The 24288-nt window shown below is 59.7% G+C and carries 18 protein-coding genes; 14 read left to right on the top strand and 4 right to left on the bottom strand.

The features are described 5' to 3' along the window. The first annotated feature begins 142 nt into the window (after positions 1 to 142). The 3 genes from pykF (at position 143) to NOM67_RS08885 (ending at position 6385) form a co-directional block, all read left to right on the top strand. On the top strand, positions 143 to 1555 hold the full coding sequence (pykF, locus tag NOM67_RS08895) for a pyruvate kinase PykF (RefSeq protein WP_042033075.1): 1413 nt from the start codon (positions 143 to 145) through the stop codon (positions 1553 to 1555). A gap of 150 nt (positions 1556 to 1705) precedes the next feature. Further along, positions 1706 to 5041 (top strand): mechanosensitive channel MscK, encoded by a 3336-nt coding sequence (gene mscK, locus NOM67_RS08890; protein WP_255936158.1) that lies wholly within the window; start codon positions 1706 to 1708, stop codon positions 5039 to 5041. Positions 5042 to 5446: 405 nt separating this feature from the next. Further along, the gene (locus tag NOM67_RS08885) at positions 5447 to 6385 is read left to right on the top strand and encodes a sensor domain-containing diguanylate cyclase (protein WP_255936524.1); all 939 of its coding nucleotides are present in this window, start codon (positions 5447 to 5449) and stop codon (positions 6383 to 6385) included. Between the two features lie 107 nt (positions 6386 to 6492). On the opposite strand, the gene crr is transcribed toward NOM67_RS08885, so the two are convergent. From crr to cysK, 4 genes are all read right to left on the bottom strand, one after another. After that, a complete protein-coding gene (gene crr / locus NOM67_RS08880; protein WP_005303134.1) occupies positions 6493 to 7002 on the bottom strand; it encodes a PTS glucose transporter subunit IIA in 510 nt (169 codons plus the stop codon). A 42-nt stretch (positions 7003 to 7044) separates the two neighbouring features. Beyond that, positions 7045 to 8772 (bottom strand): phosphoenolpyruvate-protein phosphotransferase PtsI, encoded by a 1728-nt coding sequence (gene ptsI / locus NOM67_RS08875; RefSeq protein WP_041208245.1) that lies wholly within the window; start codon positions 8770 to 8772, stop codon positions 7045 to 7047. A 44-nt stretch (positions 8773 to 8816) separates the two neighbouring features. Continuing rightward, on the bottom strand, positions 8817 to 9074 hold the full coding sequence (locus tag NOM67_RS08870; protein WP_005303128.1) for an HPr family phosphocarrier protein: 258 nt from the start codon (positions 9072 to 9074) through the stop codon (positions 8817 to 8819). 442 nt (positions 9075 to 9516) lie between these two features. After that, complete coding sequence (gene cysK / locus NOM67_RS08865) at positions 9517 to 10485, bottom strand: cysteine synthase A (RefSeq protein WP_005347490.1); 969 nt, start codon at positions 10483 to 10485, stop codon at positions 9517 to 9519. Positions 10486 to 10644: 159 nt separating this feature from the next. Between cysK and NOM67_RS08860 the strand changes: the two genes are divergently transcribed. The 11 genes from NOM67_RS08860 (at position 10645) to exeG (ending at position 24257) form a co-directional block, all read left to right on the top strand. Then, the gene (locus tag NOM67_RS08860; protein ID WP_156852256.1) at positions 10645 to 11487 is read left to right on the top strand and encodes a MoxR family ATPase; all 843 of its coding nucleotides are present in this window, start codon (positions 10645 to 10647) and stop codon (positions 11485 to 11487) included. A gap of 3 nt (positions 11488 to 11490) precedes the next feature. Beyond that, positions 11491 to 12654 carry a VWA domain-containing protein gene (locus NOM67_RS08855; protein WP_156852257.1) on the top strand — a complete coding sequence of 388 codons (1164 nt, stop codon included), beginning with the start codon at positions 11491 to 11493 and terminating at the stop codon, positions 12652 to 12654. 54 nt (positions 12655 to 12708) lie between these two features. Continuing rightward, entirely contained in the window at positions 12709 to 13830 is a 1122-nt protein-coding gene (locus NOM67_RS08850; protein ID WP_255935992.1) for a beta-ketoacyl-ACP synthase III, read from the top strand. Positions 13831 to 13886: 56 nt separating this feature from the next. Beyond that, the gene (locus tag NOM67_RS08845) at positions 13887 to 15332 is read left to right on the top strand and encodes an HD domain-containing phosphohydrolase (RefSeq protein WP_255935991.1); all 1446 of its coding nucleotides are present in this window, start codon (positions 13887 to 13889) and stop codon (positions 15330 to 15332) included. Positions 15333 to 15581: 249 nt separating this feature from the next. After that, a complete protein-coding gene (locus NOM67_RS08840; RefSeq protein WP_255935989.1) occupies positions 15582 to 17150 on the top strand; it encodes an ExeA family protein in 1569 nt (522 codons plus the stop codon). Then, positions 17150 to 17836, top strand: coding sequence for a GspB family T2SS assembly factor variant ExeB (gene exeB, locus NOM67_RS08835; protein ID WP_255935987.1), 687 nt, complete (start codon positions 17150 to 17152; stop codon positions 17834 to 17836). The genes NOM67_RS08840 and exeB overlap by 1 nt, the downstream gene beginning before the upstream one ends. Before the next feature lie 270 nt (positions 17837 to 18106). Beyond that, complete coding sequence (gene exeC / locus NOM67_RS08830; RefSeq protein ID WP_255935984.1) at positions 18107 to 18949, top strand: GspC family type II secretion system variant ExeC; 843 nt, start codon at positions 18107 to 18109, stop codon at positions 18947 to 18949. A gap of 22 nt (positions 18950 to 18971) precedes the next feature. Beyond that, entirely contained in the window at positions 18972 to 21002 is a 2031-nt protein-coding gene (gene exeD, locus NOM67_RS08825; RefSeq protein ID WP_198506422.1) for a GspD family T2SS secretin variant ExeD, read from the top strand. Then, entirely contained in the window at positions 21002 to 22507 is a 1506-nt protein-coding gene (gene gspE / locus NOM67_RS08820; protein WP_219270071.1) for a type II secretion system ATPase GspE, read from the top strand. The genes exeD and gspE overlap by 1 nt, the downstream gene beginning before the upstream one ends. Position 22508: 1 nt before the next feature. Continuing rightward, entirely contained in the window at positions 22509 to 23729 is a 1221-nt protein-coding gene (gene exeF / locus NOM67_RS08815; RefSeq protein WP_042033052.1) for a GspF family T2SS innner membrane protein variant ExeF, read from the top strand. Between the two features lie 96 nt (positions 23730 to 23825). Continuing rightward, the gene (gene exeG, locus NOM67_RS08810; RefSeq protein ID WP_033113031.1) at positions 23826 to 24257 is read left to right on the top strand and encodes a GspG family T2SS major pseudopilin variant ExeG; all 432 of its coding nucleotides are present in this window, start codon (positions 23826 to 23828) and stop codon (positions 24255 to 24257) included. The last annotated feature ends 31 nt before the right edge of the window (positions 24258 to 24288 follow it).

Below are 24288 nucleotides of genomic sequence, written 5' to 3'. Positions count from 1 at the left end.
TGCTCTAAAAAGTGACCAACAGGAAAACGTTATCCCTGAAAAGAAAACGTTATCTGGTCAAAACGTTGTTTCTGGATCATAAAAAGAATCCAAAAACTGGTGTATATTGCTCGGCGGAAACTCCTTAACCATGAAGACTGACATGAAAAAGACCAAAATCGTCTGCACCATCGGTCCCAAGACCGAATCCAAAGAAATGCTGGCAAAAATGCTGGACGCCGGCATGAACGTCATGCGCCTGAACTTCTCTCACGGTGATTACGAAGAGCACGGCACCCGTATCCGCAACCTGCGCGAAGTGATGGCCGAGACCGGCAAGCGCGCAGCTATCCTGCTGGATACCAAGGGTCCGGAAATCCGTACCATGAAGCTGGAAGGTGGCAATGACGTAGCACTGGTTGCTGGCCAGACCTTCACCTTCACCACCGACCAGACCGTGGTTGGCAACAAAGACAAAGTGGCCGTGACCTATGCAGGTTTCGCCAACGATCTGCGCGTCGGCAACCGCATCCTGGTTGACGACGGCCTGATCGGTCTGGACGTCATCGAAATCACCGAGCGCGAAGTTGTTTGTAAAGTACTGAACAACGGCGATCTGGGCGAGAACAAGGGCGTCAACCTGCCGGGCGTCTCCATCAAGCTGCCGGCCCTGGCCGAGAAAGACAAGCGCGACCTGATCTTCGGTTGCGAGCAGAGCGTTGATTTCGTTGCTGCTTCCTTCATCCGCAAGAAAGAAGACGTACTGGAAATCCGTGAGCACCTGAAAGCCCACGGTGGCGAGAACATCCAGATCATCTCCAAGATCGAAAACCAGGAAGGTCTGGACAACTTCGACGAGATCCTGGCTGTGTCCGACGGCATCATGGTTGCTCGTGGCGACATGGGTGTCGAGATCCCGGTTGAAGAGGTTATCTTCGCCCAGAAGATGATCATCGCCAAGTGCAACAAGGCCCGCAAAGTGGTTATCACTGCCACCCAGATGCTGGACTCCATGATCAAGAACCCGCGCCCGACCCGCGCCGAAGCCGGCGACGTGGCCAACGCCATCCTGGACGGTACCGATGCAGTCATGCTGTCCGGTGAGTCCGCCAAGGGTAAGTACCCGCTGGAAGCCGTGACCATCATGGCCACCATCTGCGAGCGTACTGATGCCGTGATGCCGTCCAACCTGTCTGCTTCTAACGACAGCAACAAGCTGCGCATCACCGAAGCCGTATGTAAAGGTGCGGTAGAGACCTCCGAGAAGCTGGATGCCCCGCTGATCGTGGTTGCCACCGAAGGCGGCAAGTCTGCCAAGGCTATCCGCAAGTACTTCCCGAAAGCCTGGATCCTGGCTATCACCACCAACAAGAAGACCGCTGCCCAGCTGGTTCTGACCAAGGGTGTGGTTGCTCACGTGGTTGACAGCATCGCCTCTACCGACGATTTCTATCGCATCGGTAAAGAAGCCGCGCTGGAAATCGGCATGGGCCAGAAAGGTGACGTGGTTGTGATGGTCTCCGGTGCTCTGGTACCGAGCGGCACCACCAACACCGCTTCTGTTCACGTTCTTTAATCGGAACTGAACAAGCTGAAAACGGCGCCTGCGGGCGCCGTTTTTTTTATCCCTCCCCCCTGCTTCGCAAAGAGTGCCGGTGTTAGAATCCCCGCGGATTTAATCCAGGTGGGAAATTTCCCAATTACCGCGCAATAACCCGGAAGTTATATGCAATCAACACCCTTCAAGAGAGCATCGGCCATCCTGTTGCCGCTGCTCTGCCTACTCGTCAGCCTCTGCGGTGCCCCGCAAGCCATGGCGCAGGATGTTCCATCCCGCGCTTCCGTCCAGCGGGCGCTGGACAATCTGGGCAAATCCGAGACCCTGACCGTCAGCCAGCAGGCCGACCAGAAGTTTCTGACCGACACCCTCACCCTGCTCGACAGCATCGACAAGGAGGAGGCGAAAGCCAAGGCGCAGGCCCAGCGCATTCGCAATCTGCCGGGTGAGCTGCGCGACATCAGCGCCAAGCTCAACGACCTGACCCAGGGCAAGAGCCCGGAGCAGATCAAGAGCGAGTACGCCAGCATGAGTCTGGCCGAGCTCGACAACCGCCAGCCCGATGTGCTGGCCAACATGCAGGCCGCCCAGGAGGCGCTCGGCGCCATCGGCAGCCAGCTCACCAACCTGCAGACCCTGCCGGAGCGCGCCCAGAGCAGCATGAGTCGCGCCTATCAGCGTAGTCAGGAGATCCGCAGCCGCCTTAATGCCGGCGAGAGCGTCAGCAGCGCCGAGAAGATGAAGCTCAACACCGAGCTGGCACTGCTCGACCTGCAACTTTCCCAGTTGCAAAAGGATCTGGACAACCGTACCAGCATGCAGGATCTGGCGGTCAAACAGCGCGACTACCAGAACGCCCGCCTCACCAGTGAAGAGCAGAAGCTGCAACTGTTGCAGGAGCAGAGTAGCGCCAAGCGCCTCGGCGACACCGAGAAGACCGCCGAACAGACCGGCGAGCTGGTAGCGACCGAAGACAGCCCGCTGGTACAAAAAGAGCAGGTTCTCAACCACCAGCTCAGCCAGCAACTCATCAGCGCCACCACCAACCTCAACTCGCTGGTCCAGAAAAACCTGCAGGCCAAGAGCTGGCTGGAGCGCGGCACCCAGACCGAACGCAACCTCAACGAACAGGTGCAGATGCTCAAGGGCAACCTGCTGCTGTCACGCATCCTCTATCAGCTCTATCAACAGCTGGAAGCGGCGCCCACCATCGCCGTGAAAAACCTGGAAGAGCAGATCGCCGATCTGCATCTGGCCCAGTTCGAGCTGAGTCAGCAGCGTGACCAGCTGTTCCAGAAGAACCTCTATCTGGACAACCTGATCGCGAGCAGCAAGGAGCCGGTCAGCGAGGAAGACAAGGAGAGCCTTGCCAAACTCATCGATACCCGCATCAACCTGCTCGATCAGCTCAACCGCCAGCTCGACAGCCAGCTCACCAACGCCATCAGCCTGCAGCTGACCCAGCAGCAGCTGGCGCGGGTCTATGCCTCTATCGAATTTACCCTGCAACAGCACATCTTCTGGGTAAGCAGCAACAAACCGATCGACTTCAAGTGGTTTATCAGCTGGCCCGCCCAGGCCTACAAACAGGCCTCCGACTGGGTGCTGAAACCGGACTGGAGCCAGTGGCGCGAAGAGCTGCTGGGGATCTCCCTGCTCGCCTTCCCGCTGCTGCTGATCGGCGGCCTGCTGATGTGGAAGCGTCCGGCACTGGCCGAACGCCAGAAAAAGATTGCCAAGGATCTGGGCCGCTTCCGTCAGGACAGCCAGTGGCACACCCCGCGCGCACTCTTCTTTACCCTGTTGCAGCGCCTGCCGGGCAGCCTGTTCATTCTGGCGGGCGGCCTGCTGCTCACCTACTGTGGTTTGCTGAGCCCCAAGCTCATTTTCCAGATCACTCTCAACCTGGCACTCAGCTATCTGGTCTTCAGCATCTACATGGCGGTAATGCGCCCGGGCGGACTCGGTGAATCCCACTTCCGCATCCCGCGCGCCGAGCTGCAGGCCAAGCGCAACAGCATGCGCTACCTCTGGTTGCCGCTGCTGCCCCTTATCATGCTGTCGACCAAGGCGGTGGTAGAACCCTCCTCTCTGGGCAACGACGTGATCGGTCAGGCTCTCACCCTGATCCTGCTGGCGCTGGCCGCCTATCTGGTGTTCCCCATCTCCCGCGCCCGCATCAAGGGTGAGGCGAGCATGGCCCAGACCATGACCGCCATTGCGCTGGCCCTTGCCCCGGTGGCGCTGATCGTGCTGGCGGTGCTCGGCTACTACTACACCGCGCTCAAGCTCACCGGTCGCCTGATCGAATCCTTCTATCTGCTCATCATCTGGAGTCTGGTCTACCGCACCGCCCTGCGCGGGCTGGAGCTGGCGGCCCGTCGTCTGGCCTACCGCCGCGCGGTGGCCAAACGTGAGCACAAATCTTCGGAAGATGCGGAAGGTGGCGAGTCCATCGAAGAGCAGCCGATGGATCTGGAGGATGTCAGCCAGCAGTCCCTGCGTCTGACTCGCACCGTGCTGATGCTGATCTTCGGCGTCGCCTTCTACTGGCTCTGGTCCGATCTGGTCGCGGTATTCTCCTACCTCGACAGCATGGTGCTGTGGCACCGCACTGAAGGCACCGGCGCCAATGCCGTGCTCTTCCCCATCAGCCTGAGTGACGTGCTGATCGGCCTCCTGCTACTCGGCGGCGCCTGGTCGCTGGCGCGCAACCTGCCGGGCTTGCTGGAGGTGCTGGTGCTCTCCAAACTCAATCTGGCTCAGGGGACGGCCTACGCCATCACCACCATGCTCAACTACGTACTGATCGGCTTCGGCTCGCTGACCGCCCTCTCCATGATGGGCGTGCAGTGGGACAAGCTGCAGTGGGTTGCGGGTGGTCTGTCAGTCGGTATCGGTTTTGGCATGAAGGAGATCCTCTCCAACTTCGTCTCCGGCATCATCATCCTGTTCGAGCGTCCGGTGCGGATCGGTGACACCGTCACCATCGGCTCTTTCTCGGGTACCGTCTCGCGGATCCGCATTCGCGCCACTACCCTGACCGACTTCGATCGCAAAGAGGTGATCATCCCCAACCAGCAGCTGATGACCGAGCGGCTGATCAACTGGTCGCTCAGTGACACCGTGACCCGGGTCATCGTGCGGGTAGGCGTGGCATACGGTTCCGATCTGGAGCTGACCCGCACCCTGCTGAAACAGGCGGCGGACGAGAACAGCCGGGTGCTGAAAGACCCGGCGCCCATCGTCTACTTCCTCACCTTCGGTGCCAGCACTCTGGATCACGAGCTGCGCTTCTTCGTGAGCGAGCTGGGGGATCGCAACCCGGCGGTGGACGAGTTGAACCGCAAGATCGACCAGCTGTTCCGCGAGAACGGCATAGAGATCGCCTTCAACCAGATGGATGTCTACATCAAGAACATGCAGGGAGAGGAGCAGAAGGTCGAATCCAACTCCGGCGCCCTGCCGCCACCTCCTGCCGAAGAGGGCAAGCAGCCCGCTTAAGGGAAGAGAAACCAGCAAAGCCGCTCACCTGTGTGAGCGGCTTTTTTATTGCGTTCACATGATCGGTCAGCGGATCGGAGAAAGCTCGGCAAGCCCCGGGGAGATGGCCACCCGGCAAGTGTTGCCCTCTGTGGCGCCAGAATACCGTTATTTTATAAACAAAAAAGTTTATAAAATAAGCTGCTAAACGCGTTGAATCATTGCCGCAAGCCGCTCTGGTGACATCGGCAGACACCCAGCAACCCCCTCCGAACCGGTGCAACATGCTGCTCCAGCCCCCTTTTCCCCTGCTTTCAGATGAGACGATAGCTCTCCCCCGCCGCGCCCCAGAAATCCATTTACCACCTGCGCTGGCTAACCTATGTTAGAGAAAGTGACAAAAGGATCAGGGAGCACCATGTGACGATGGAAGAGAGAGAACTGCAGCAGATCCTGTTTCGCTCCTTTGACGTGATACCGCTCCCCATTCTGGTGTCAGAATCGGTGGCGCGCCGCGAGGGTCTGCCCGATACCGGTGACAGCATCCCTGTGCGTCGCCATCGCTTTCTCAACCGCGCCTTTCGCGAGCAGCTCGGGTATGACCTGGCCGATCTGCCCGATATGGCCAGCTGGTTCCGCCTCGCCTATCCGGATGCAACCTACCGCAGCGCGATCATTCAGGCCTGGCACACCGAGGTAGAGCGCTCTTTGCAAGAGGGGCGAGAAGTGGCGGAGATGCCAGCCCTGATCCGCTGCAAGAATGGCCAGCACCGCTGGTTCGTGGTGACGGCCCAGCTGGGGGCCGATGCCATCCCGAATGGCCATATCGTCACCTTCCGCGACATTCACGACCTGCAGTGCATGGTGGAAGAGGTGAGCCGCCTCTCCTGTACCGATCCCCTCACCGAGCTGTGCAACCGTCGTGGTGCCGAGCAGCAGCTGCAATCCCACCGGATGCAGGGCGATGCCTTTGCCCTGGTTCTGGGCGATATCGACCACTTCAAGCAGATCAACGACCGCTACGGTCACCCTGCCGGGGATGCGGCGCTCTGCGCCGTTGCAGAGACCATGGCAGAACTGCTGCAACCGGGGGAGTGCCTGGCCCGCTGGGGCGGCGAGGAGTTTCTGCTGATCTTGCCGGATCACACGCTGGAACAGGCCGCCTGCCGGGCAGAACGGCTGCGCCAGCAGGTCAGCGAGCTGGCCATGCCATGGCAGGGACAGACTATCACTCTTACCATCAGCCTTGGCTGCGCCGCTACCCGGGGCGATCAGAGCATCGACTACCTGCTGATGATGGCGGATCGGGCGCTTTACCTCGCCAAGGAGCAGGGACGTAACCGGGTAGTGGTCGCGAAAGAGTAAGAGAGGAGGAGAGGAAACAGGTTCTGGGCCGGATCGCAGCCATAAAAAAACCGAAGCACAAGGCTTCGGTTTTTTATTGCAGTAACAGGCACTTGGCCCGTCACGGCTTATTTCTTGATGCGGATCACCGGGGTCTCGCCCACAGTCACGGCACCAGTCATCTTCACCAGCTCTTTGATCTCGTCCATGTTGGAGATGACCACCGGAGTCAGGGTAGATTTGGCTTTCGCTTCCAGAACGGCCAGATCGAACTCGATGATGGTGTCGCCGCGCTTGACCTGCTGGCCTTCCTGAGCGATACGCTTGAAGCCTTCGCCTTTCAGTTCAACGGTGTCGATACCGAAGTGAACGAACAGCTCGATGCCGGAGTCAGATTCCAGAGAGAACGCGTGGTTGGTCTCGAAAATCTTGCCGATGGTGCCATCGCACGGAGCAACCATCTTGTTGCCAGCCGGCTTGATGGCGATACCGTCACCAACGATCTTCTCGGCGAAGACGACATCAGGCACATCTTCGATCGGCACGATTTCGCCAGACAGCGGAGCAAAGATTTCGATGCCACCGGTGTCAGAGCTATCGTCGGAAACCAGTTTCTTCAGTTTGTCGAACAGACCCATATAAAGCTCCTAGAGATGATTTGTCGCTGTTTGCAGCCGATCTTAGCAGACTGCCTTCTGCTTAATAAAGTTATCTACGCATGCTTCGATTTCAGCAGCGGTGGCAAAGCTCAGTGCTTGATCAGCCATTGCCTTCACATCTTCGAAGTTGGTGTTGCGGATAAGCTTCTTGATACGCGGTACAGAGATGGCGCTCATGGAGAACTCATCCAGACCCATACCCAGCAGCAGCAGGGTGGCACGCTCGTCACCAGCCAGTTCACCACACATACCGGTCCACTTGCCTTCGGCATGGGATGCATCGATAACCATCTTGATCAGGGTCAGGACGGAGGGTGACAGCGGGTTGTACATCGCGGAGATCATCTCGTTACCACGGTCGACAGCCAGGGTGTACTGGGTCAGGTCGTTGGTACCGATACTGAAGAAATCCACTTCCTTGGCAAGATGATGAGCCATGACGGCAGCAGCCGGGGTCTCGATCATGATACCCACTTCGATGGATTCATCAAAGGCTTTGCCTTCAGCGCGCAGTTCGGCTTTCAGCGTCTCTACGGTAGCTTTCAGGCTACGGAACTCTTCGACAGAGATGATCATCGGGAACATGATGCGCAGTTTGCCAAAGGCAGACGCACGCAGAATGGCCCGCAGCTGAGCGTGCATGATGTCTTCGCGGTCGAAGAAAATACGCACGGCACGCCAGCCCAGGAAGGGGTTCATCTCTTTCGGGAAATTCATGTACGGCAGCTCTTTATCGCCGCCAATGTCCATGGTACGCACGATGATCGGCTGATCCGGCATCGCTTCGGCCACTTCTTTGTAGGCTTTGAACTGCTCGTCTTCGGTCGGCAGCGCGTCACGATCCATGAACAGGAACTCGGTACGGTACAGACCCACGCCTTCGGCGCCATTGCGGATGGCACCTTCGGTATCCTTGACGGTACCGATGTTGGCGCACACTTCGACCTGATGACCATCCAGAGTGATGGCAGGCAGATCTTTCAGCTTGGCCAGCTCGTCCTTCTCGGCCTGATAACGGGCCTGAGTCTCTTTGAACTGGGTCAGCTCGGCTTCGCTCGGATTGATCACAACTTTGTTGTTGATGGCGTCGAGCAGGATCATCTCACCGTTCTTGACGCGATCGGTGATGTCGTTGGTGCCCACGATGGCCGGCAGCTCCAGGGAGCGAGCCATGATGGAGGTGTGGGAGGTACGGCCACCGATGTCGGTAACGAAACCCAGCACATATTTCAGGTTGATCTGAGCAGTTTCGGACGGGGTCAGGTCTTTGGCGACCAGAATCACCTCTTCGTCGATGGTGCTCAGGTTGACAACGGCGATGCCCAGTACGTTCTTGACCAGACGGGTGCCGATGTCACGGAAGTCGGTTGCGCGCTCGCGCAGATAAGGGTCGTCCAGCTCGGCCATCATCTTGGCGTACTGTTCGATCACCTCGTAGATGGCTTTGTCGGCGGATGCCTTGTTATCTTTGATGAAGGATTTGATATCCCCTTCCAGCTCTTCATCTTCGAGCAACATGATGTGGCCTTCGAAGATGGCCTCTTTTTCTTCGCCGAAGGTGCGACCGGCCATCTCTTTGATGGCTTCCAGCTGTGCAGCTGACTTGGTGCGGGCTTCGAGGAAGCGGTTGATCTCGGCATCAATCTGGTCAGCAGAGATCTTGCCCTGATTGATAACGATTTCATCTTCTTTCAGAAGAAGCGCCTTACCGAATGCGATACCGGGGGACGCAAGAATGCCAGATATCATAATCCTTCCTATTAAAACGACTGTGGGGGAGGAGTAAAGCTGGATTACTCCAGCTCGTCCATCAGGGCAACCAGCTTCTCAACGGCTTTCTGAGCGTCCGGGCCGTCAGCCTGGATGGTCACGTTGGTGCCTTTGGTCAGACCCAGAGTCTGCAGCTTGAACAGGCTCTTGGCGCTGGCGGATTTGCCACCGGAGACCACAGTGATCTCGCTTTGGAATTCTTTGGCTTCTTTCACGAACTGAGCTGCCGGACGGGTGTGCAGGCCGTTTTCAGCAGTAATAACAACAGACTTCTCGTACATGGTTTCACCCCATATTATTGATATTTTTTAGTGAGCTGGTCGCTTTTCAGACAACCTGACCCACCGTGTCAGTATGGATATGTTGTAAAGTAACGAAAGCAGACCCGCAATGGTTTAATCCAGGTCAATTTTCTGTGCAGTATTTCGGTGTCTTGGTCGGGATTTTTCCGTTATTGGGCTACAAGCCGCATCAGGACTGGCCTGAAATTATTTTATAACGAAAAATAACACTTTGTTACTTTGTGATACCTGACCATCAGACACCGCGTGACGCCGCACAGGATATGAGATTTATCACAGAATGTCTGCTTTTTTTCTCGCTCCGGAGCTTGTTATTTTACCCCAAAAAATAAGGGCCCGAGTGGCGCTGGGCGATGCAGAGTCTAGTCCATAAAAAAACGGCGCTCCTGGGAGCGCCGTCTGGTCAATGCAATCTTGTTGTTTACTGCTGCAATTCCTGTTCGCTGAATACGCCGGCAAACAGGGCGCTGGAGAGGTAGCGCTCCGCGGCGCTCGGCAGGATGACGACAATCGTTTTTCCTTCAAACTCCGGCAGCTCGGCCAGACGGCTGGCAGCCACCACAGCAGCACCGGAGCTGATACCTGCCAGGATCCCCTCCTCCTCCATCAGGCGGCGAGCCATCTCGATAGCTTCGTCACTGGTCACCTGCTCGACACGGTCAATCAGGGAGAGGTCGAGGTTGCCCGGAATAAAGCCGGCACCAATACCCTGGATCTTGTGGGGGCCCGGTTTGATCTCTTCACCGGCCAGCTTCTGGCTGATGACCGGCGACTCGGCAGGCTCAACGGCGACAGAGACCACCGCCTTGCCCTGAGTCTTCTTCAGGTAGCGGGAGACGCCGGTAATGGTGCCACCGGTACCAACCCCGGCCACGAACACATCCACCTCACCGTCAGTGGCATCCCAAATCTCGGGGCCGGTGGTCTTTTCGTGGATCTCCGGGTTGGCCGGGTTTTCAAACTGTTGCAACAGCACATACTTGCCCGGCTCGGACTCGAGGATCTCGTTGGCCTTGGCAATGGCCCCTTTCATGCCGAGCGGCCCTTCGGTCAGCACCAGATTGGCACCGAGTGCCTTGAGCAGCTTGCGGCGCTCCAGACTCATGGTGGCCGGCATGGTCAGGGTAATGGGATAGCCGCGAGCAGCCGCGACAAAGGCCAGAGCAATACCCGTGTTGCCGCTGGTGGGCTCGATGATCTCCTTACCCTTGGTCAGGATGCCGCGCTTCTCGGCATCCCAGATCAGGTTGGCACCGATACGGCACTTGACGCTGAAGCTGGGGTTGCGGCTCTCAATCTTGGCCAGCACGCGGCCTTTGGTAACACGGTTGAGACGAACCAGCGGGGTGTGACCGATAGTCTGGCTATTGTCCTCAAAAATTTTGCTCATGGTGCTATCCCTGTGTTTGTTACGACGATGAAACAAGATTACCCTGTGGTTTCTGAATGAGAAGTGACTATTCGTTATAACCATATGGTATTACAACATATAGAGCTTATTCTCTCTGGCCCCTGACTCCGGGAGCCAATCGTCAAAGGAACCGACGTTATGGGATTTTCAGGAAGCAGCCAGTATCTCGCCTCCGATGCATTGAAGATGGCGGTCAATGCCGCCATCACCCTCGAAAAACCGCTGCTGATCAAAGGGGAGCCGGGCACCGGCAAGACGGTGCTGGCGGAAGCGGTCGCCGACCATCTCGGCACCAATCTCATTGCCTGGCATATCAAGTCCACCACCAAGGCCCAGCAGGGACTCTACGAATATGATGCTGTTGCCCGGCTGCGCGACTCCCAGCTCGGCGACCCCAGAGTGGCCGATATCAGCCACTACATTCGCCAGGGCAAGCTTTGGCAGGCCTTCAGCGCCGAGCAGCGACCGGTGCTGCTGATCGACGAGATCGACAAGGCCGACATCGAATTCCCCAATGATCTGCTGCTGGAGCTGGATCGGATGGAGTTCGACGTCTATGAGACCGGCGAGCGAGTCAGGGCGCGCCAGCGGCCGGTGGTCATCATCACCTCCAACAACGAAAAAGAGCTGCCGGATGCCTTCCTGCGCCGCTGTTTCTTCCACTACATCCGCTTCCCCGACAAGGCCGAGATGCAGGCCATCGTCAAACTCCACTACCCCGACCTCAAGGAGAGCCTGCTTGGCGAGGCGATGGATCTCTTCTTCGAGCTGCGCGAGGTAGAGGGGCTGCGCAAGAAGCCCTCCACCTCGGAGCTGCTGGACTGGATCCGCCTGCTCCTGGCCGACGATATCGCCCCCGAGGCGATGCGCGCCCGCGAGCCCGGCAAGCTGGTGCCCGCGCTATATGGCGCTCTGCTCAAGACCGAGCAGGATCTGCATCTATTCGAGAAGCTCGCCTTTCTGGCCCGGCGCGGCAGCTGACTCATGCTGATCGACTTTTTTACCCATCTGCGCCGCCACAAGCTCCCCTGCAGCCTGCGCGAACTGCTGGACTTGCACGCTGCACTGGCTGCCCGGTTGGTCACCATCGATATGGACGAGTTCTACCAACTCTCCCGCTGCCTGCTGGTAAAAGACGAGGCTCACTACGATCGCTTCGATCGCGCCTTCGCCGAATACTACGAGGGGCTGGAAGCCATTCCCCTGCTGCCGGAGAGCCTGCCCGAGGAGTGGCTGCGCAAGGAGTTCGAACGGCTGTTGAGCCCAGAGGAGAAGGCGTTGCTCAAATCCCTCGGCGGACTCGACAAACTGCTGGAGACCCTCAACCAGCGGTTAAGTGAGCAGAAAGAGCGCCACGCCGGTGGCAACAAGTGGGTGGGGACCGGTGGCAGCAGCCCGTTTGGCCACGGCGGTTTTCACCCCGAGGGTGTGCGCATGGGGGGAGAGGGGCAGCACGGCAAGGCGGCCAAGGTGTGGGAGGCCAGACATTATCGCAACTTCAGCGACGACTCGCCGCTCGGCCAGCGCGCCATTCAGCTCGCACTGCGCAAACTCAGGCGTTGGGTGCGCAAAGGCAATCCCGACGAGCTGGATCTCGACGACACCATAAAAACTTCGGCCCGCCAGGGCTGGCTCGATGTGAAGCTGCGGCCCGAGCGCCACAACGGGGTGAAGCTGTTGGTTTTCTTCGATGTGGGAGGCTCCATGGATGCCCACGTGGCCGAGGTACAACGCCTCTTCTCCGCGTTGCGCCACGAGTTCAAGCATCTGGAGTACTTCTATTTTCACAACTGCCTCTACGACTTCGTCTGGAAGGATAACGCCCGCCGCTTTGAGGAGCGGTTCGATACCCTGCGCCTGCTGCGCACCTATGGCAGCGACTACCGGGTAATCCTGGTGGGGGATGCCACCATGGGCCCCTACGAGATCACCTGGCCGGGCGGCAGTGTCGAGCAGTGGAACGAGGAGTCGGGTCAGGTGTGGCTCACCCGCCTGCAGCAGCACTTTCCCAAACTGGTGTGGATCAACCCCACCCCGCGCCGGGAGTGGCTCTGGCACCCCTCCATCAAGCTGATGAATGATGTGGTTGGCGGACGGATGCATCCGCTGACTCTGGCGGGTCTCGCTGCGGCGATCGACCAGCTCTAACCCTCTCTACCCTATAAACCGACAAGCCGGGAACGCACCCGGCGAGGAGCAAAGATGACCTCTATCGTGATCAGTGGCTCAGGCCTATATACCCCACCCTTTGCCGTCAGCAATGAAGAGCTGGTGGCCGCCTTCAACCAGTATGTGGATCTCTACAACGAGGAGAACGCCTCCGCCATCGACGCCGGCCAGCTCCCTGCCAAGCAGCACTCCAGCTGCGAGTTCATCGAGAAGGCCTCCGGCATCAAGAGCCGTTATCTGGTGAGCCGCGAGGGAGTGCTCAACCCCGACATCATGCAGCCGCTGCTGGCGGAGCGGCCCGATGAGATGCCCTCCATCATGGTGGAGATGGCGGTGGCCGCCGCCGAGCAGGCGCTGATCGCCGCCGGCCGCGAACCGGGAGAGATCGATCTGGTCATCGTCGCCGCCTCCAACATGCCACGCCCCTATCCAGCGCTGGCCATCGAGCTGCAGCACTATCTGGGGGCGAGCGGCATGGCCTTTGACATGAACGTGGCCTGCTCGTCTGCCACCTTCGGTATCAAAACAGCCGCCGACATGCTGGCGGCAGGCAGCGCCAAACTGGCGCTGGTGGTCAATCCGGAGATCTGTTCGGGGCACCTCAATTTTCGCGATCGGGATAGCCACTTTATCTTCGGTGATGCCTGCACCGCGGTGCTGCTGGAGCGGGAGGCCGATTGCAAGGTGGCCAATCCGTGGCAACTGGTAGCCAGCAAGCTGGTGACCCGGTACTCCAACAACATCCGCAACAACTTCGGCTTTTTGAACCGGCTGAGCCCGCGTACCCGCTACGGCGACGACAAGCTGTTTCGCCAGCAGGGGCGCAAGGTGTTCAAGGAGGTGTTGCCGCTGGTGTGCGACCAGATTGCCGGCCAGCTCGACGAGCAGGGCTGGCCCGCCGAGAGCCTTAACCGGCTCTGGCTCCATCAGGCCAACCTCACCATGAACCAGTTCATCGGCCGCAAGCTGCTGGGCCACGATGCCAGCCAGCAGGAGGCGCCGGTCATTCTCGACAGCTATGGCAATACCAGCTCGGCGGGTTCCATCATCGCGTTTCATCTGTACAATCGCGACCTTCCTGCGGGGGCGCGCGGCGTTCTCTGCTCGTTTGGCGCCGGCTACTCCATCGGTAGTCTGCTGCTGCAACGGTGCTGAGGATGGTGCGCCTGTCGCGGCGGCCATAACAACAAAAATGCTGTTCAGGTGAAATCATGATGAGAATCTCGGGGCGCTGCGTCCTGCACTACGGGGTAACCCTGTCACTCTTTTGTCTCTATGGCTGGCAGGTCTGCCCGTTTCTTGAGAGCCTCACCCTGCCCCAACTGCTGGGGCCGACGCTGGTGACGTTCGCCATCATGTTCGCCGTGCGCAACCGGCTGCTCTCAAGGTGGCCCCTGCCGCGTAACGGGCTGGACGGGTTCGGACTGGAGGTAGGTTTCTACCTGCTGGGAGCACTGCTGCTCTCGGGCTACAACGCTCTGGCCCACGACTTTCCGCTGGAGAGTCACCTCAAGGTATTGCTGGGGATGACCACCCTCGGCTTTCTGGTGGCGGCCGACCTGACTCTGGAGCGGGATTGGCATCGGGCCAGAGCACGGCAAGCCGAGCAGAGCCTGGCACTGAGCCATCCGCTGGCCATGCCGCTGCCACGCAAGTTCACCCTCTTTACCCTGGCAACCCTCACCTTATTGGGGTGCGTATTCTTCTTGCTGTTCAACAAGGATCTGGAGTGGCTGGTGACGGTGGAGCGCAGTCTGCCGAGGGTCGATGCCCAGCACTACATCCTGTGGGAGATCGCCTTCGTGATGACGGTGACCTTCAGCTATCTCGCCCTCATCATTCACGGCTACGGCCGCAACCTTGGCCTCTCCCTACGCCACCAGACCAGCACCATGGCCAGAGTGCAATGCGGTGACTTCGATGCCCGGGTGCCGGTCACCCGGGATGACGAGTTTGGCCTGATTGCCGCCAGCACCAATCAGATGATCGGCGAGCTGAAATCGCGCAGCGACGAGCTAAACCTGACCCGCGACGTGGCTATCCTCGGCCTCGCCTCGCTGGCGGAGACCCGGGACAACGAGACCGGCGCCCATATCATCCGTACCCAGCACTACGTCAAGGCGCTGGCGGAGTATCTGAGCTTCAGCGACTGGGATCGCTATCCACTGGATGACGCCACTATCGATCTTTTGTTCAAATCAGCCCCGCTGCACGATGTCGGCAAGGTGGGCATTCCCGACGCCATCCTGCTCAAGCCGGGCAAGCTGACCGATGAGGAGTTCGCCATCATGAAGCGCCACCCGCAGATCGGTGCTGATGCGCTGGCGAGCGCCGAGGCGCAGCTGGGCTCCAACTCCTTCCTGCGGCTGGCGCGGGAGATATCCCTCACCCACCACGAGAAGTGGGATGGCAGCGGCTATCCGGCAGGGCTGGCGGGTGAGGCTATTCCCCTCTCCGGGCGGCTGATGGCGGTGGCGGATGTCTACGATGCCCTCATCTCGAAACGGGTCTACAAACCCGCCTTCAGCCATGAGGAAGCGAAGGAGATCATTGTGAAAGGAAGCGGCAGTCACTTCGACCCGAATATAGTCAAGGCGTTTCTCGCCTGCGAGGCGCAGTTCAAGGAGATAGCGGCCAAATTTAAGGACCATCGCTGAGTCGGCAAACCCGTTAACGAACCGACAGGTGAAAACTTCGCCTCCCCAAGCTGTTGACAATAAACTTATTTTTGCAAATCACCGCTATTTTTTGACCGTTTGAGCGGCACAATCCCGACTCTGGATCACAAGATGAAGGGAAAGTGCCGTCATTTGTCTCTTGTCCACTCGGATAGCTTCCAATGAATGCGAGGTTTGCTATCATCCGGAAATATTTTTTACCTGTAACTGGTCACAAAAGAATCCCTCATGTACACACAGTTCTTTGGCCTCTCGGAACACCCGTTCTCCATCTCGCCCAATCCCAAATATCTCTATATGAGCGAGCGGCACGGGGAGGCTCTGGCCCATCTCAGCTATGGATTGCAGGATGGCGGCGGCTTTGTGCTACTGACCGGCGAAGTAGGCACCGGCAAGACCACCGTCTCCCGCTGCCTGCTGCAACAGCTGCCCACCGAGACCGAGATCGCCTATATCCTCAATCCCTCGCTGACCGAGCGGGATCTGCTGGCGGCCATCTGTGACGAGTTTCAGCTTGCCTACCCGACCGAGGCGGGGATCAAGCTGCTGTTCGACCTTATTCGCGACCACCTGCTGGCCAATCTGGTGGCAGGCAAGCGCAGCGTGGTGCTGGTGGATGAGGCCCAGCATCTGCTGCCAGAGGTGCTGGAGCAGCTGCGCCTGCTGACCAACCTCGAAACCGACGAGAAGAAGCTGCTACAGGTGGTGCTGATCGGTCAGCCAGAGCTGCAGCAGATGTTGCGCCAGCCCCTGCTGCGCCAGCTGGCCCAGCGCATTACCGCTCGCTACCACCTGCTGCCCCTGGTTGCCAGCGATGTCGATGCCTATGTTCGCTTCCGGCTGCAGGTCGCCGGCTGCGTGCAGCCCATTTTTACCCCCAGGGCAATCCAGACCCTCCACCGCCTGAGCGGTGGCATCCCCCGTCTTATCAACCTCATCTGCGACCGCGCCCTGATCGCCGCCTTTGCCCGTGGCAGCTACAAAATTGTCCATGGCGACATCAGTCAGGCCGCCTTTGAGGTGAGCGGGATCCGCGACGAGGGGAGCTGGCTCTCCGGCCTTGCGGTCGCGCTGGCTGGCGCCCTGCTGGTGGCGGCTGGCTGGTGGGGCTGGCAGTTCTTCGGCGTCTTCCCCACCCGCCCGGTGGTCAAGGTCGAGGTACCGGTTACCGTCGATGAGACTGCCGAGCAGCAGGAGCAGCTTACCGAGGCGATCAATCAGGCGCTCGACCCCGAGGGCGCAATGCAGAATCTCTACCGGGTCTGGGGCTACGAGCCCGAGCTGGAGGATGCCACCTGCGACAACGCCCCCCGCGCCGGCCTGCGCTGTCAGGAGGGGGAAGCGAGCCTCGACGAGCTGCGTAATCTGCAATACCCCGCCATGGTCAGCCTTACCGACGAGACGGGCGGCATCTACTACGCCACCCTGGTCACTCTCGGCCCCAAGCAGGCACGCCTGATGATCGGCAACCAGAGCTGGCAGGTTGAGAGACAGTGGCTCAGCGACAACTGGGGCGGCAGTTACACCCTGCTCTGGCGCATGCCCAAGGGGGGCGCCAGCCTGATCGGCAACAATGCGGGGCAGGCCCAGATCCAGTGGCTCGACAATGCCCTGAGCCGCGCGCTGCAACAGCCCGAGCGCAAGGTGCGCCGCTTCGATGGCGAGCTCAAGAACAAACTGCTGCAGTTCCAGCGGGATCAGGGGCTCAACCCTGACGGCATCGCCGGCAGCAATACCCTGCTCCGTCTCAACGCTCTCTCCGGTGAACCCATGCCCAGACTGGAGGAGGCCTCCTGATGTCTACCCTGCTCAAGGCGCTGCACCGTGCACAGCAACCGCAGCCACAAACCTGTATCCCCGCCATGGGGCTTGCCATGCCCCGCGAAGAGGCGCGGACATCCCGCCGCCTCGTCTGGCTGCTCGCTCCGCTCGCCCTGCTGCTAGGTGCTGGCGCCAACTATGGCTGGCACCTGATCCATCTGCGCCCCATCGAGGAGAAAGTCGAGGTGAAAGAGGTGGTCACCCCGCCCTTCGTGCGAGTGGAGCCCAAGGCGATGGTGACACGGCCGCTGCCGCCTCCCCTGCCGGAGCCGGTGGTGCAGCAGCCCAAGGTTGCAGTCGCCACCAGTAACCCGGCCGCCAGTCGACCTACCCTGGCCGAACAGCTGATGCGCGCCCTCAACGAAACACCGCTGCAACAGGAGTCGGGTACAGTGCCCCAGAGCGTGCAGCCGGCCCAGCTTATGCCGCTTAATGCCGCGCCGCTTTCGATCCGCCAGCAGGTGCCTGCATTCAGCTATGGCTCCCATGTGTTCTCATCCAACCCTGCCAAACGGGCGGTGGTGCTCAATGGCCGTGAATACCGGGAGGGGAGCGAGATTGCCCCCGGAGTGCGCCTCGCTACCATCGCTCAGGAGTACATGGTGCTGGATGTGGGTGGCCAGAGTGTCACCCTCAAGGCGCTGCAGGATTGGCAGGGGTAAGCGCGTCATGGCGACGGATTGCCTGACCCCAATCGATGCAGAGAGCTTCCCCAAAGCCTCTGATTCACGGCTCGTAGCCCATTTCATGCAATGGCGAAATTGGTGTTTTTATCACCACAGCTGCCTGCCGGCTGTGATGAATTATCCAATTTTGCCCATTGGCGGTTTCAGAAAGTTGTATCCATACGAACAGCCGTACACAATAACCAGCCGCACCAGAACACATGAAACATGTTGATTTATATGAGCCGACTATCCAGGGATGAGATATTGACCAAGCTGCAGGCCCAGTGCCGGCAGCTGCCCATGGCCCGCATTACTCAGGCGCTCTTCCTGATATTGCTGATCCTGCTAGCCCAGCAGTGTGCCAATCTCACCTGGCGTCTGGTCACACTTGCCACACCTCTGGCCAACGAACCCTGGCAACCCTCCATGATTGCAACTGTCGGTCAAAGTGCCCCCCGCCTTGAACTGGGTGAAGTGAGCAGTCTCTCCCTGTTTGGCAAGGCCATAGCCAAGGCGCAGCAGAGCAAGGAGGTCGCCGCCAACGCACCGCGAACCCAGCTCAATGCCCAGCTCAACGGCGTGCTGGCAAGCTCCGATCCGGCCAAATCGATCGCCATCATCGCCATGTCGGGGATCCAGAACTCCTACAGCGTGGGGGATCTCATCGACGGCACCCAGGCTCGGATCCGTCAGGTCTACCCCGACCGGGTCATCATAGAGCGCGATGGCCGCGACGAGACCCTGATGCTCGATGGCGAAGAGTACGGCAAACCCCTGCCCCAACAAGGCGGGAGCGCGCAGCTCTCTTCCGTGCGCAGCGAGCTGATGAGCGATCCCGGCAAGATCACCGATTACCTCACTATTTCACCGGTTCAGGTGGATGGCCGCCTGGCTGGCTATCGCCTCAATCCGGGCAACAATCCGGAACTCTTCAACCAGAGCGGGCTGCAGGCCAATGATCTGGCCCTCAGCATCAACGGCCTGGATCTGCGTGACAACATGCAGGCCATGCAGGCGATGCAGCAGCTGGCTGGCGCAACCGAATTGACAGTGACCGTCGAGCGACAGGGTGAACAGTTCGATGTCTATGTTCGCTTGTCAGAATAATGATTTTGGAGTCGTACCAAGAATGACCAATAAAGGGAAAGGCTGGCGTCTGGCCACCATAGCGGCGGCACTGATGATGGCAGGATCAGCCTGGGCCACCGAGTATTCGGCCAGCTTCAAGAACGCCGATATCGAAGAGTTCATCAACACGGTGGGCAAGAACCTCAACAAGACCATCATCATCGAGCCCTCGGTGCGCGGCAAGATCAACGTCCGCAGCTACGACCTGCTCAACGAGGAGCAGTACTACCAGTTCTTCCTGAGCGTGCTCGACGTCTACGGTTTTGCCGTGGTGCCGATGGATAACGGCGTGCTCAAGGTATTGCGCTCGCGCGATGCCAAGACCTCCGCCATTCCGGTGGTGGATGGCAGCAATCCGGGCATGGGCGACGAGATGGTGACCCGGGTAGTACCGGTGCGCAACGTCTCGGTGCGCGAACTGGCCCCCCTGCTGCGTCAGCTCAACGATAACGCCGGCGGTGGCAACGTAGTGCACTACGAGCCCTCCAACGTGCTGCTCATCACCGGCCGCGCCGCCGTGGTAAACCGGCTGGTGGAAGTGGTCAACCGGGTCGACCGCGCTGGCGATCAGGATGTGGACATCATCAAGCTCAAGTTCGCCTCAGCGGGTGAAATCGTGCGGCTGGTGACCAATCTCAACAAGGATAATAACCCGCAAGGGGGCACCACCAGCCTGCTGTTGGCCCCCAAGGTGGTCGCCGACGAGCGCACCAACTCGGTGGTGGTCAGTGGTGAACCGAAAGCGCGCGCCCGCATCATCCAGATGGTACGCCAGCTCGACCGCGACCTGCAGAGCCAGGGCAATACCCGGGTCTTCTACCTCAAATATGGCAAGGCCAAGGACATGGTCGATGTGCTCAAGGGGGTCAGCTCCAGCATCGAAGCGGACAAGAAGGGGGGCGGCAACGCCGCCATGGGCGGTGGAGCCAGTATCGGCGGTGGCAAGCTGGCCATCTCTGCCGACGAGACTACCAACGCGTTGGTCATCACCGCCCAGCCCGATGTGATGGCAGAACTTGAACAGGTCATCGCCAAGCTCGATATTCGCCGCGCCCAGGTGCTGGTAGAGGCAATCATCGTCGAGATGCAGGATAGTGATGGCCTTAATCTCGGCGTCCAATGGAATCATGCTGACTATGGCTCGATCCAGTTCCCCGATACTGGCGTCCCCATTACCGCAAAAGTGGCGGCAGACAAGCTCAATAAAAATGGCAACCCCGAGCCGATCACCAAGCTGATGTCCTCGGTAAACGGCATGGCCGCCGGTTTCTATCACGGCGACTGGAGCATGCTGGCTACGGCCATCGCCTCCAATACCAAGAACGATATTCTCTCGACCCCGAGCATTGTCACCATGGACAACAAGGAGGCGTCGTTCAATGTGGGTAAAGAGGTGCCAACCCCGACAGGTAGCCAGAGCTCGACCAGTACCGACAGCATCTTCAACACCATCGAATACAAAACGGTCGGTACCAAGCTGACGGTCACTCCCCAGATCAACGAAGGGGATTCGGTGCTGCTCACCATCGAGCAGGAGGTCTCCAGCGTCGCCAAGCAGGCCGATGGCACCGCCGGACTGGGCCCGACCTTCGATACCCGTACCGTAAAAAACGCAGTCCTGATCAAGAGCGGCGAGACCGTGGTGCTGGGTGGTCTGATGGATGAACAGACCAAGGAAGAGGTCTCCAAGGTACCGCTGCTCGGCGATATCCCCGGGCTGGGTTACCTGTTCCGTTATACCTCCAACAGCACCTCGAAACGCAACCTGATGGTCTTTATCCGGCCAACCATCTTGCGCGATGCCAACGTCTACTCCGGTATCTCCAGCAACAAGTACTCCTTGTTCCGTGCCGAACAGCTAGATGCGGCCGCTCAGGAGGGCTATCTCACCTCGCCCAAGCGTCAGGTACTGCCGGCTTATGGCCAGGATGTGATGGTGTCGCCTGAACTGCAAAAACAGCTGGAGCAGGTGAAGGTTCGCCAGCAGAGCGCGGTAGAAAGCACCACTCCCTTTGTGCAGAGCCGCCCCTGATGAGTGCCTATCATCTCGACGGGAGCAGCCTGCCTCCCCCGCTGCCCGAGCTCCCCTTTGCGTTTGCCCGCAACTTCGGGGTGATCCTCAGCGAACGTGACGGCGCACCTGTGCTGCAGTGCCGTACCGGCGTTACCCCACAGACCCTGCTGGAAGTTCGCCGGGTGGCGGGCTGTGCCTTTGCGGTGGAGCAACTCGACAACGACGCCTTCGAAGAGCTGCTGATGGCCCACTATCAGCGTGACTCCTCCGAGGCGCGCCAGCTGATGGAAGATCTCGGCAACGAGATGGACTTTTTTGCGCTGGCCGAAGAGCTGCCCCAGAGCGAAGACCTGCTGGATGCCGATGACGATGCCCCCATCATTCGCCTCATCAACGCCATGTTGAGCGAGGCGATCAAGGAGGAGGCTTCCGATATCCATATCGAGACCTTCGAGCGGGCGCTGGTGATCCGGTTTCGCATCGATGGGGTGCTGCGGGAGATCCTGCGTCCCCATCGCAAGCTGGCCTCGCTCCTGGTCTCGCGGATCAAAGTCATGTCGCGGATGGATATCGCCGAGAAGCGGGTGCCACAGGATGGCCGCATCTCGTTGCGCATCGGCGGTCGCGCCGTCGATGTGCGGGTCTCCACCATGCCTTCCAGCTACGGCGAGCGGGTGGTACTGCGTCTGCTCGACAAGAACACCATTCGCCTCGAGCTCAAGCAGCTCGGCATGACGGCGCGCAACCGCAGCATCATCAGCGAGCTTATCCGCAAGCCCCACGGCATCATTCTGGTCACCGGCCCGACCGGTTCCGGTAAATCCACCACCCTCTATGCGGCGCTCTCCGAGATCAACTCGCGGGATCGCAACATTTTGACGGTGGAAGATCCCATCGAATATGACCTCGAAGGGGTGGGCCAGACCCAGGTCAACAGCAAGGTGGACATGACCTTCGCCCGCGGCCTGCGCGCCATTTTGCGTCAAGACCCGGATGTGGTGATGGTGGGGGAAATCCGTGACCTCGAGACCGCCCAGATCGCGGTGCAGGCATCGCTCACCGGTCATCTGGTGATGTCGACCCTGCACACCAACACCGCCATCGGCGCCATCACCCGGATGCGGGACATGGGGATCGAGCCCTTCCTGCTCTCCTCCTCCCTGCTGGCGGTACTGGCCCAGCGGCTGGTGCGCACCCTCTGCCCCGATTGCCGCGCCTCGCGTCCGGCCACCGAGCAGGAGCGCCTCTCCATGGGGATCAAACTGGAGCCGGATCAGCATATCTGGCATGCGGTGGGCTGCGAGCAGTGCAACCACACCGGTTATCGCGGTCGAACCGGCATCCATGAGCTGGTGGTGGTCGATGAGGCGGTTCGCGAGGCGATCCACGGCGCCAGCGGCGAGATGGCCATCGAGCGGTTGATCCGCGGCCACACCCCCAGTATTCGCCGCGACGGTATCGACAAGGTCCTCAAGGGGCAGACCAGCCTCGAAGAGGTGCTGCGCGTGACCCGGGAAGATTGAGATGGCGGCATTCGAATACAAAGCCCTCGACGGCAAGGGGCGCAGCAAGAGCGGCGTGATGGAGGGGGATTCGGCCCGTCAGGTGCGCCAACTGCTGCGCGAGCAGGGGCTCACCCCGCTCGAGGTGAACGAGACCACCGAGAAGGCGAAACGGGAGGCGACCCGCTTCGCCCTGTTTCGTCGTGGCGCCTCCACAGCCGAGCTGGCCCTGATCACCCGTCAGCTGGCGACTCTGGTAGGCGCCGGTCTCACCATTGAAGAGGCGCTCAAGGCGGTGGCCGAACAGTGCGAGAAAGCCCACCTGCGCAGTCTGGTCGCCACCGTGCGCAGCAAGGTGGTGGAAGGGTATTCGCTGGCCGACTCGCTGGGGGCCTTCCCCCATGTGTTCGACCAGCTGTTTCGCTCCATGGTGGCGGCCGGTGAAAAGTCGGGTCATCTGGAGAAGGTGCTCAACCGCCTCGCCGATTACACCGAACAGCGCCAGCATATGCGTACCAAGCTGCTGCAGGCGATGATCTACCCCATCGTGCTCACCTGCGTCGCCATCGGGGTTATCTCAATCCTGCTTACCGCCGTGGTGCCCAAGGTGGTGGCCCAGTTTGAGCACATGGGCCAGCAGCTACCGGGCACCACCCGTTTTCTCATCGGTACCAGCGAGCTGATGCAGGCCTATGGCCTCTGGTTCCTGCTGCTGCTCTTTATCGCCAGCTTTGTCTGGCGCTGGTGGCTCACCGACGAGAAGCGCCGCCGGCGCTGGCATCAGGTGCTGCTCGGCCTGCCGGTGATTGGCCGGGTCAGCCGCGGTCTCAACACCGCCCGCTTCGCCCGTACTTTAAGCATCCTCAACGCCAGCGCGGTGCCGCTGCTGGAGGGGATGAAGATCGCCGGTGAAGTGCTCTCCAACGACTTTGCCAGAATGCGCATTCTCGAGGCCGCCGAACGGGTGCGCGAGGGGACCAGTCTGCGCAAGTCGCTGACCGAGACCAAGATTTTCCCGCCCATGATGCTGCACATGATCGCCTCCGGCGAACAGAGCGGCGAGCTCGACAGCATGCTGGAGCGGGCGGCAGACAACCAGGATCGGGAGTTTGAATCCCAGGTCAATATTGCCCTCGGGGTGTTCGAACCCATGCTGGTGGTCTCCATGGCCGGGGTGGTGCTGTTTATTGTGATGTCGATCCTGCAGCCGATCCTCGAGCTCAACAACATGGTGAATATGTAAGTTTCCGGCGTTCGGCGACCCGTTGGCGGCCCGTCGAATCCACCCAGTAATCACTCTCTGATGGGCCATCCCATCTCATTCGTTACGGAGCAACTCATGAACAAACGTCGTCAATCCGGTTTTACCCTGCTGGAAGTTATGGTGGTCATCGTGATCCTCGGCATTCTGGCCAGTCTGGTGGTGCCCAACCTGATGGGCAACAAGGAGAAAGCTGACCAGCAGAAAGCGGTCTCCGATATCGTGGCGCTGGAAAATGCCCTCGACATGTACAAGCTGGACAACAATCGCTACCCGACCACCGAGCAGGGTCTGGAAGCACTGGTGACCAAACCCTCCATCGACCCGGCGCCGCGCAGCTACCGCGATGGCGGCTACATCAAGCGTCTGCCGCAAGATCCCTGGGGCAACCAGTATCAGCTGCTGAGCCCGGGCCAGTACGGCAAGATCGACATCTTCTCCATGGGTCAGGATGGCGAAGCCGGTACCGATGACGACATCGGCAACTGGAACCTGAAGGATTTCCAATAAGTGATTAGCCGCCGCGTGCACTCTGCTTTGC

Origin of the sequence: Aeromonas sp. SG16 (genome assembly GCF_024436135.1) — a bacterium.
GTDB classification, from domain to species: Bacteria; Pseudomonadota; Gammaproteobacteria; order Enterobacterales; family Aeromonadaceae; genus Aeromonas; species Aeromonas jandaei.
The sequence above is the reverse complement of the archived record's forward strand: the minus strand, read 5'-3'. Positions and strand labels throughout refer to the sequence as shown.

Coding starts and splice junctions, on each gene's coding strand:
- mscK (WP_255936158.1), top strand. CDS start 1,706: ATGCAATCAACACCCTTCAAGAGAGCATCGGCCATCCTGTTGCCGCTG.
- NOM67_RS08885 (WP_255936524.1), top strand. CDS start 5,447: ATGGAAGAGAGAGAACTGCAGCAGATCCTGTTTCGCTCCTTTGACGTG.
- pykF (WP_042033075.1), top strand. CDS start 143: ATGAAAAAGACCAAAATCGTCTGCACCATCGGTCCCAAGACCGAATCC.
- NOM67_RS08850 (WP_255935992.1), top strand. CDS start 12,709: ATGACCTCTATCGTGATCAGTGGCTCAGGCCTATATACCCCACCCTTT.
- ptsI (WP_041208245.1), bottom strand. CDS start 8,772: ATGATATCTGGCATTCTTGCGTCCCCCGGTATCGCATTCGGTAAGGCG.
- NOM67_RS08870 (WP_005303128.1), bottom strand. CDS start 9,074: ATGTACGAGAAGTCTGTTGTTATTACTGCTGAAAACGGCCTGCACACC.
- crr (WP_005303134.1), bottom strand. CDS start 7,002: ATGGGTCTGTTCGACAAACTGAAGAAACTGGTTTCCGACGATAGCTCT.
- exeD (WP_198506422.1), top strand. CDS start 18,972: ATGACCAATAAAGGGAAAGGCTGGCGTCTGGCCACCATAGCGGCGGCA.
- NOM67_RS08860 (WP_156852256.1), top strand. CDS start 10,645: ATGGGATTTTCAGGAAGCAGCCAGTATCTCGCCTCCGATGCATTGAAG.
- exeG (WP_033113031.1), top strand. CDS start 23,826: ATGAACAAACGTCGTCAATCCGGTTTTACCCTGCTGGAAGTTATGGTG.
- NOM67_RS08855 (WP_156852257.1), top strand. CDS start 11,491: ATGCTGATCGACTTTTTTACCCATCTGCGCCGCCACAAGCTCCCCTGC.
- gspE (WP_219270071.1), top strand. CDS start 21,002: ATGAGTGCCTATCATCTCGACGGGAGCAGCCTGCCTCCCCCGCTGCCC.
- exeF (WP_042033052.1), top strand. CDS start 22,509: ATGGCGGCATTCGAATACAAAGCCCTCGACGGCAAGGGGCGCAGCAAG.
- exeB (WP_255935987.1), top strand. CDS start 17,150: ATGTCTACCCTGCTCAAGGCGCTGCACCGTGCACAGCAACCGCAGCCA.
- NOM67_RS08840 (WP_255935989.1), top strand. CDS start 15,582: ATGTACACACAGTTCTTTGGCCTCTCGGAACACCCGTTCTCCATCTCG.
- NOM67_RS08845 (WP_255935991.1), top strand. CDS start 13,887: ATGATGAGAATCTCGGGGCGCTGCGTCCTGCACTACGGGGTAACCCTG.
- cysK (WP_005347490.1), bottom strand. CDS start 10,485: ATGAGCAAAATTTTTGAGGACAATAGCCAGACTATCGGTCACACCCCG.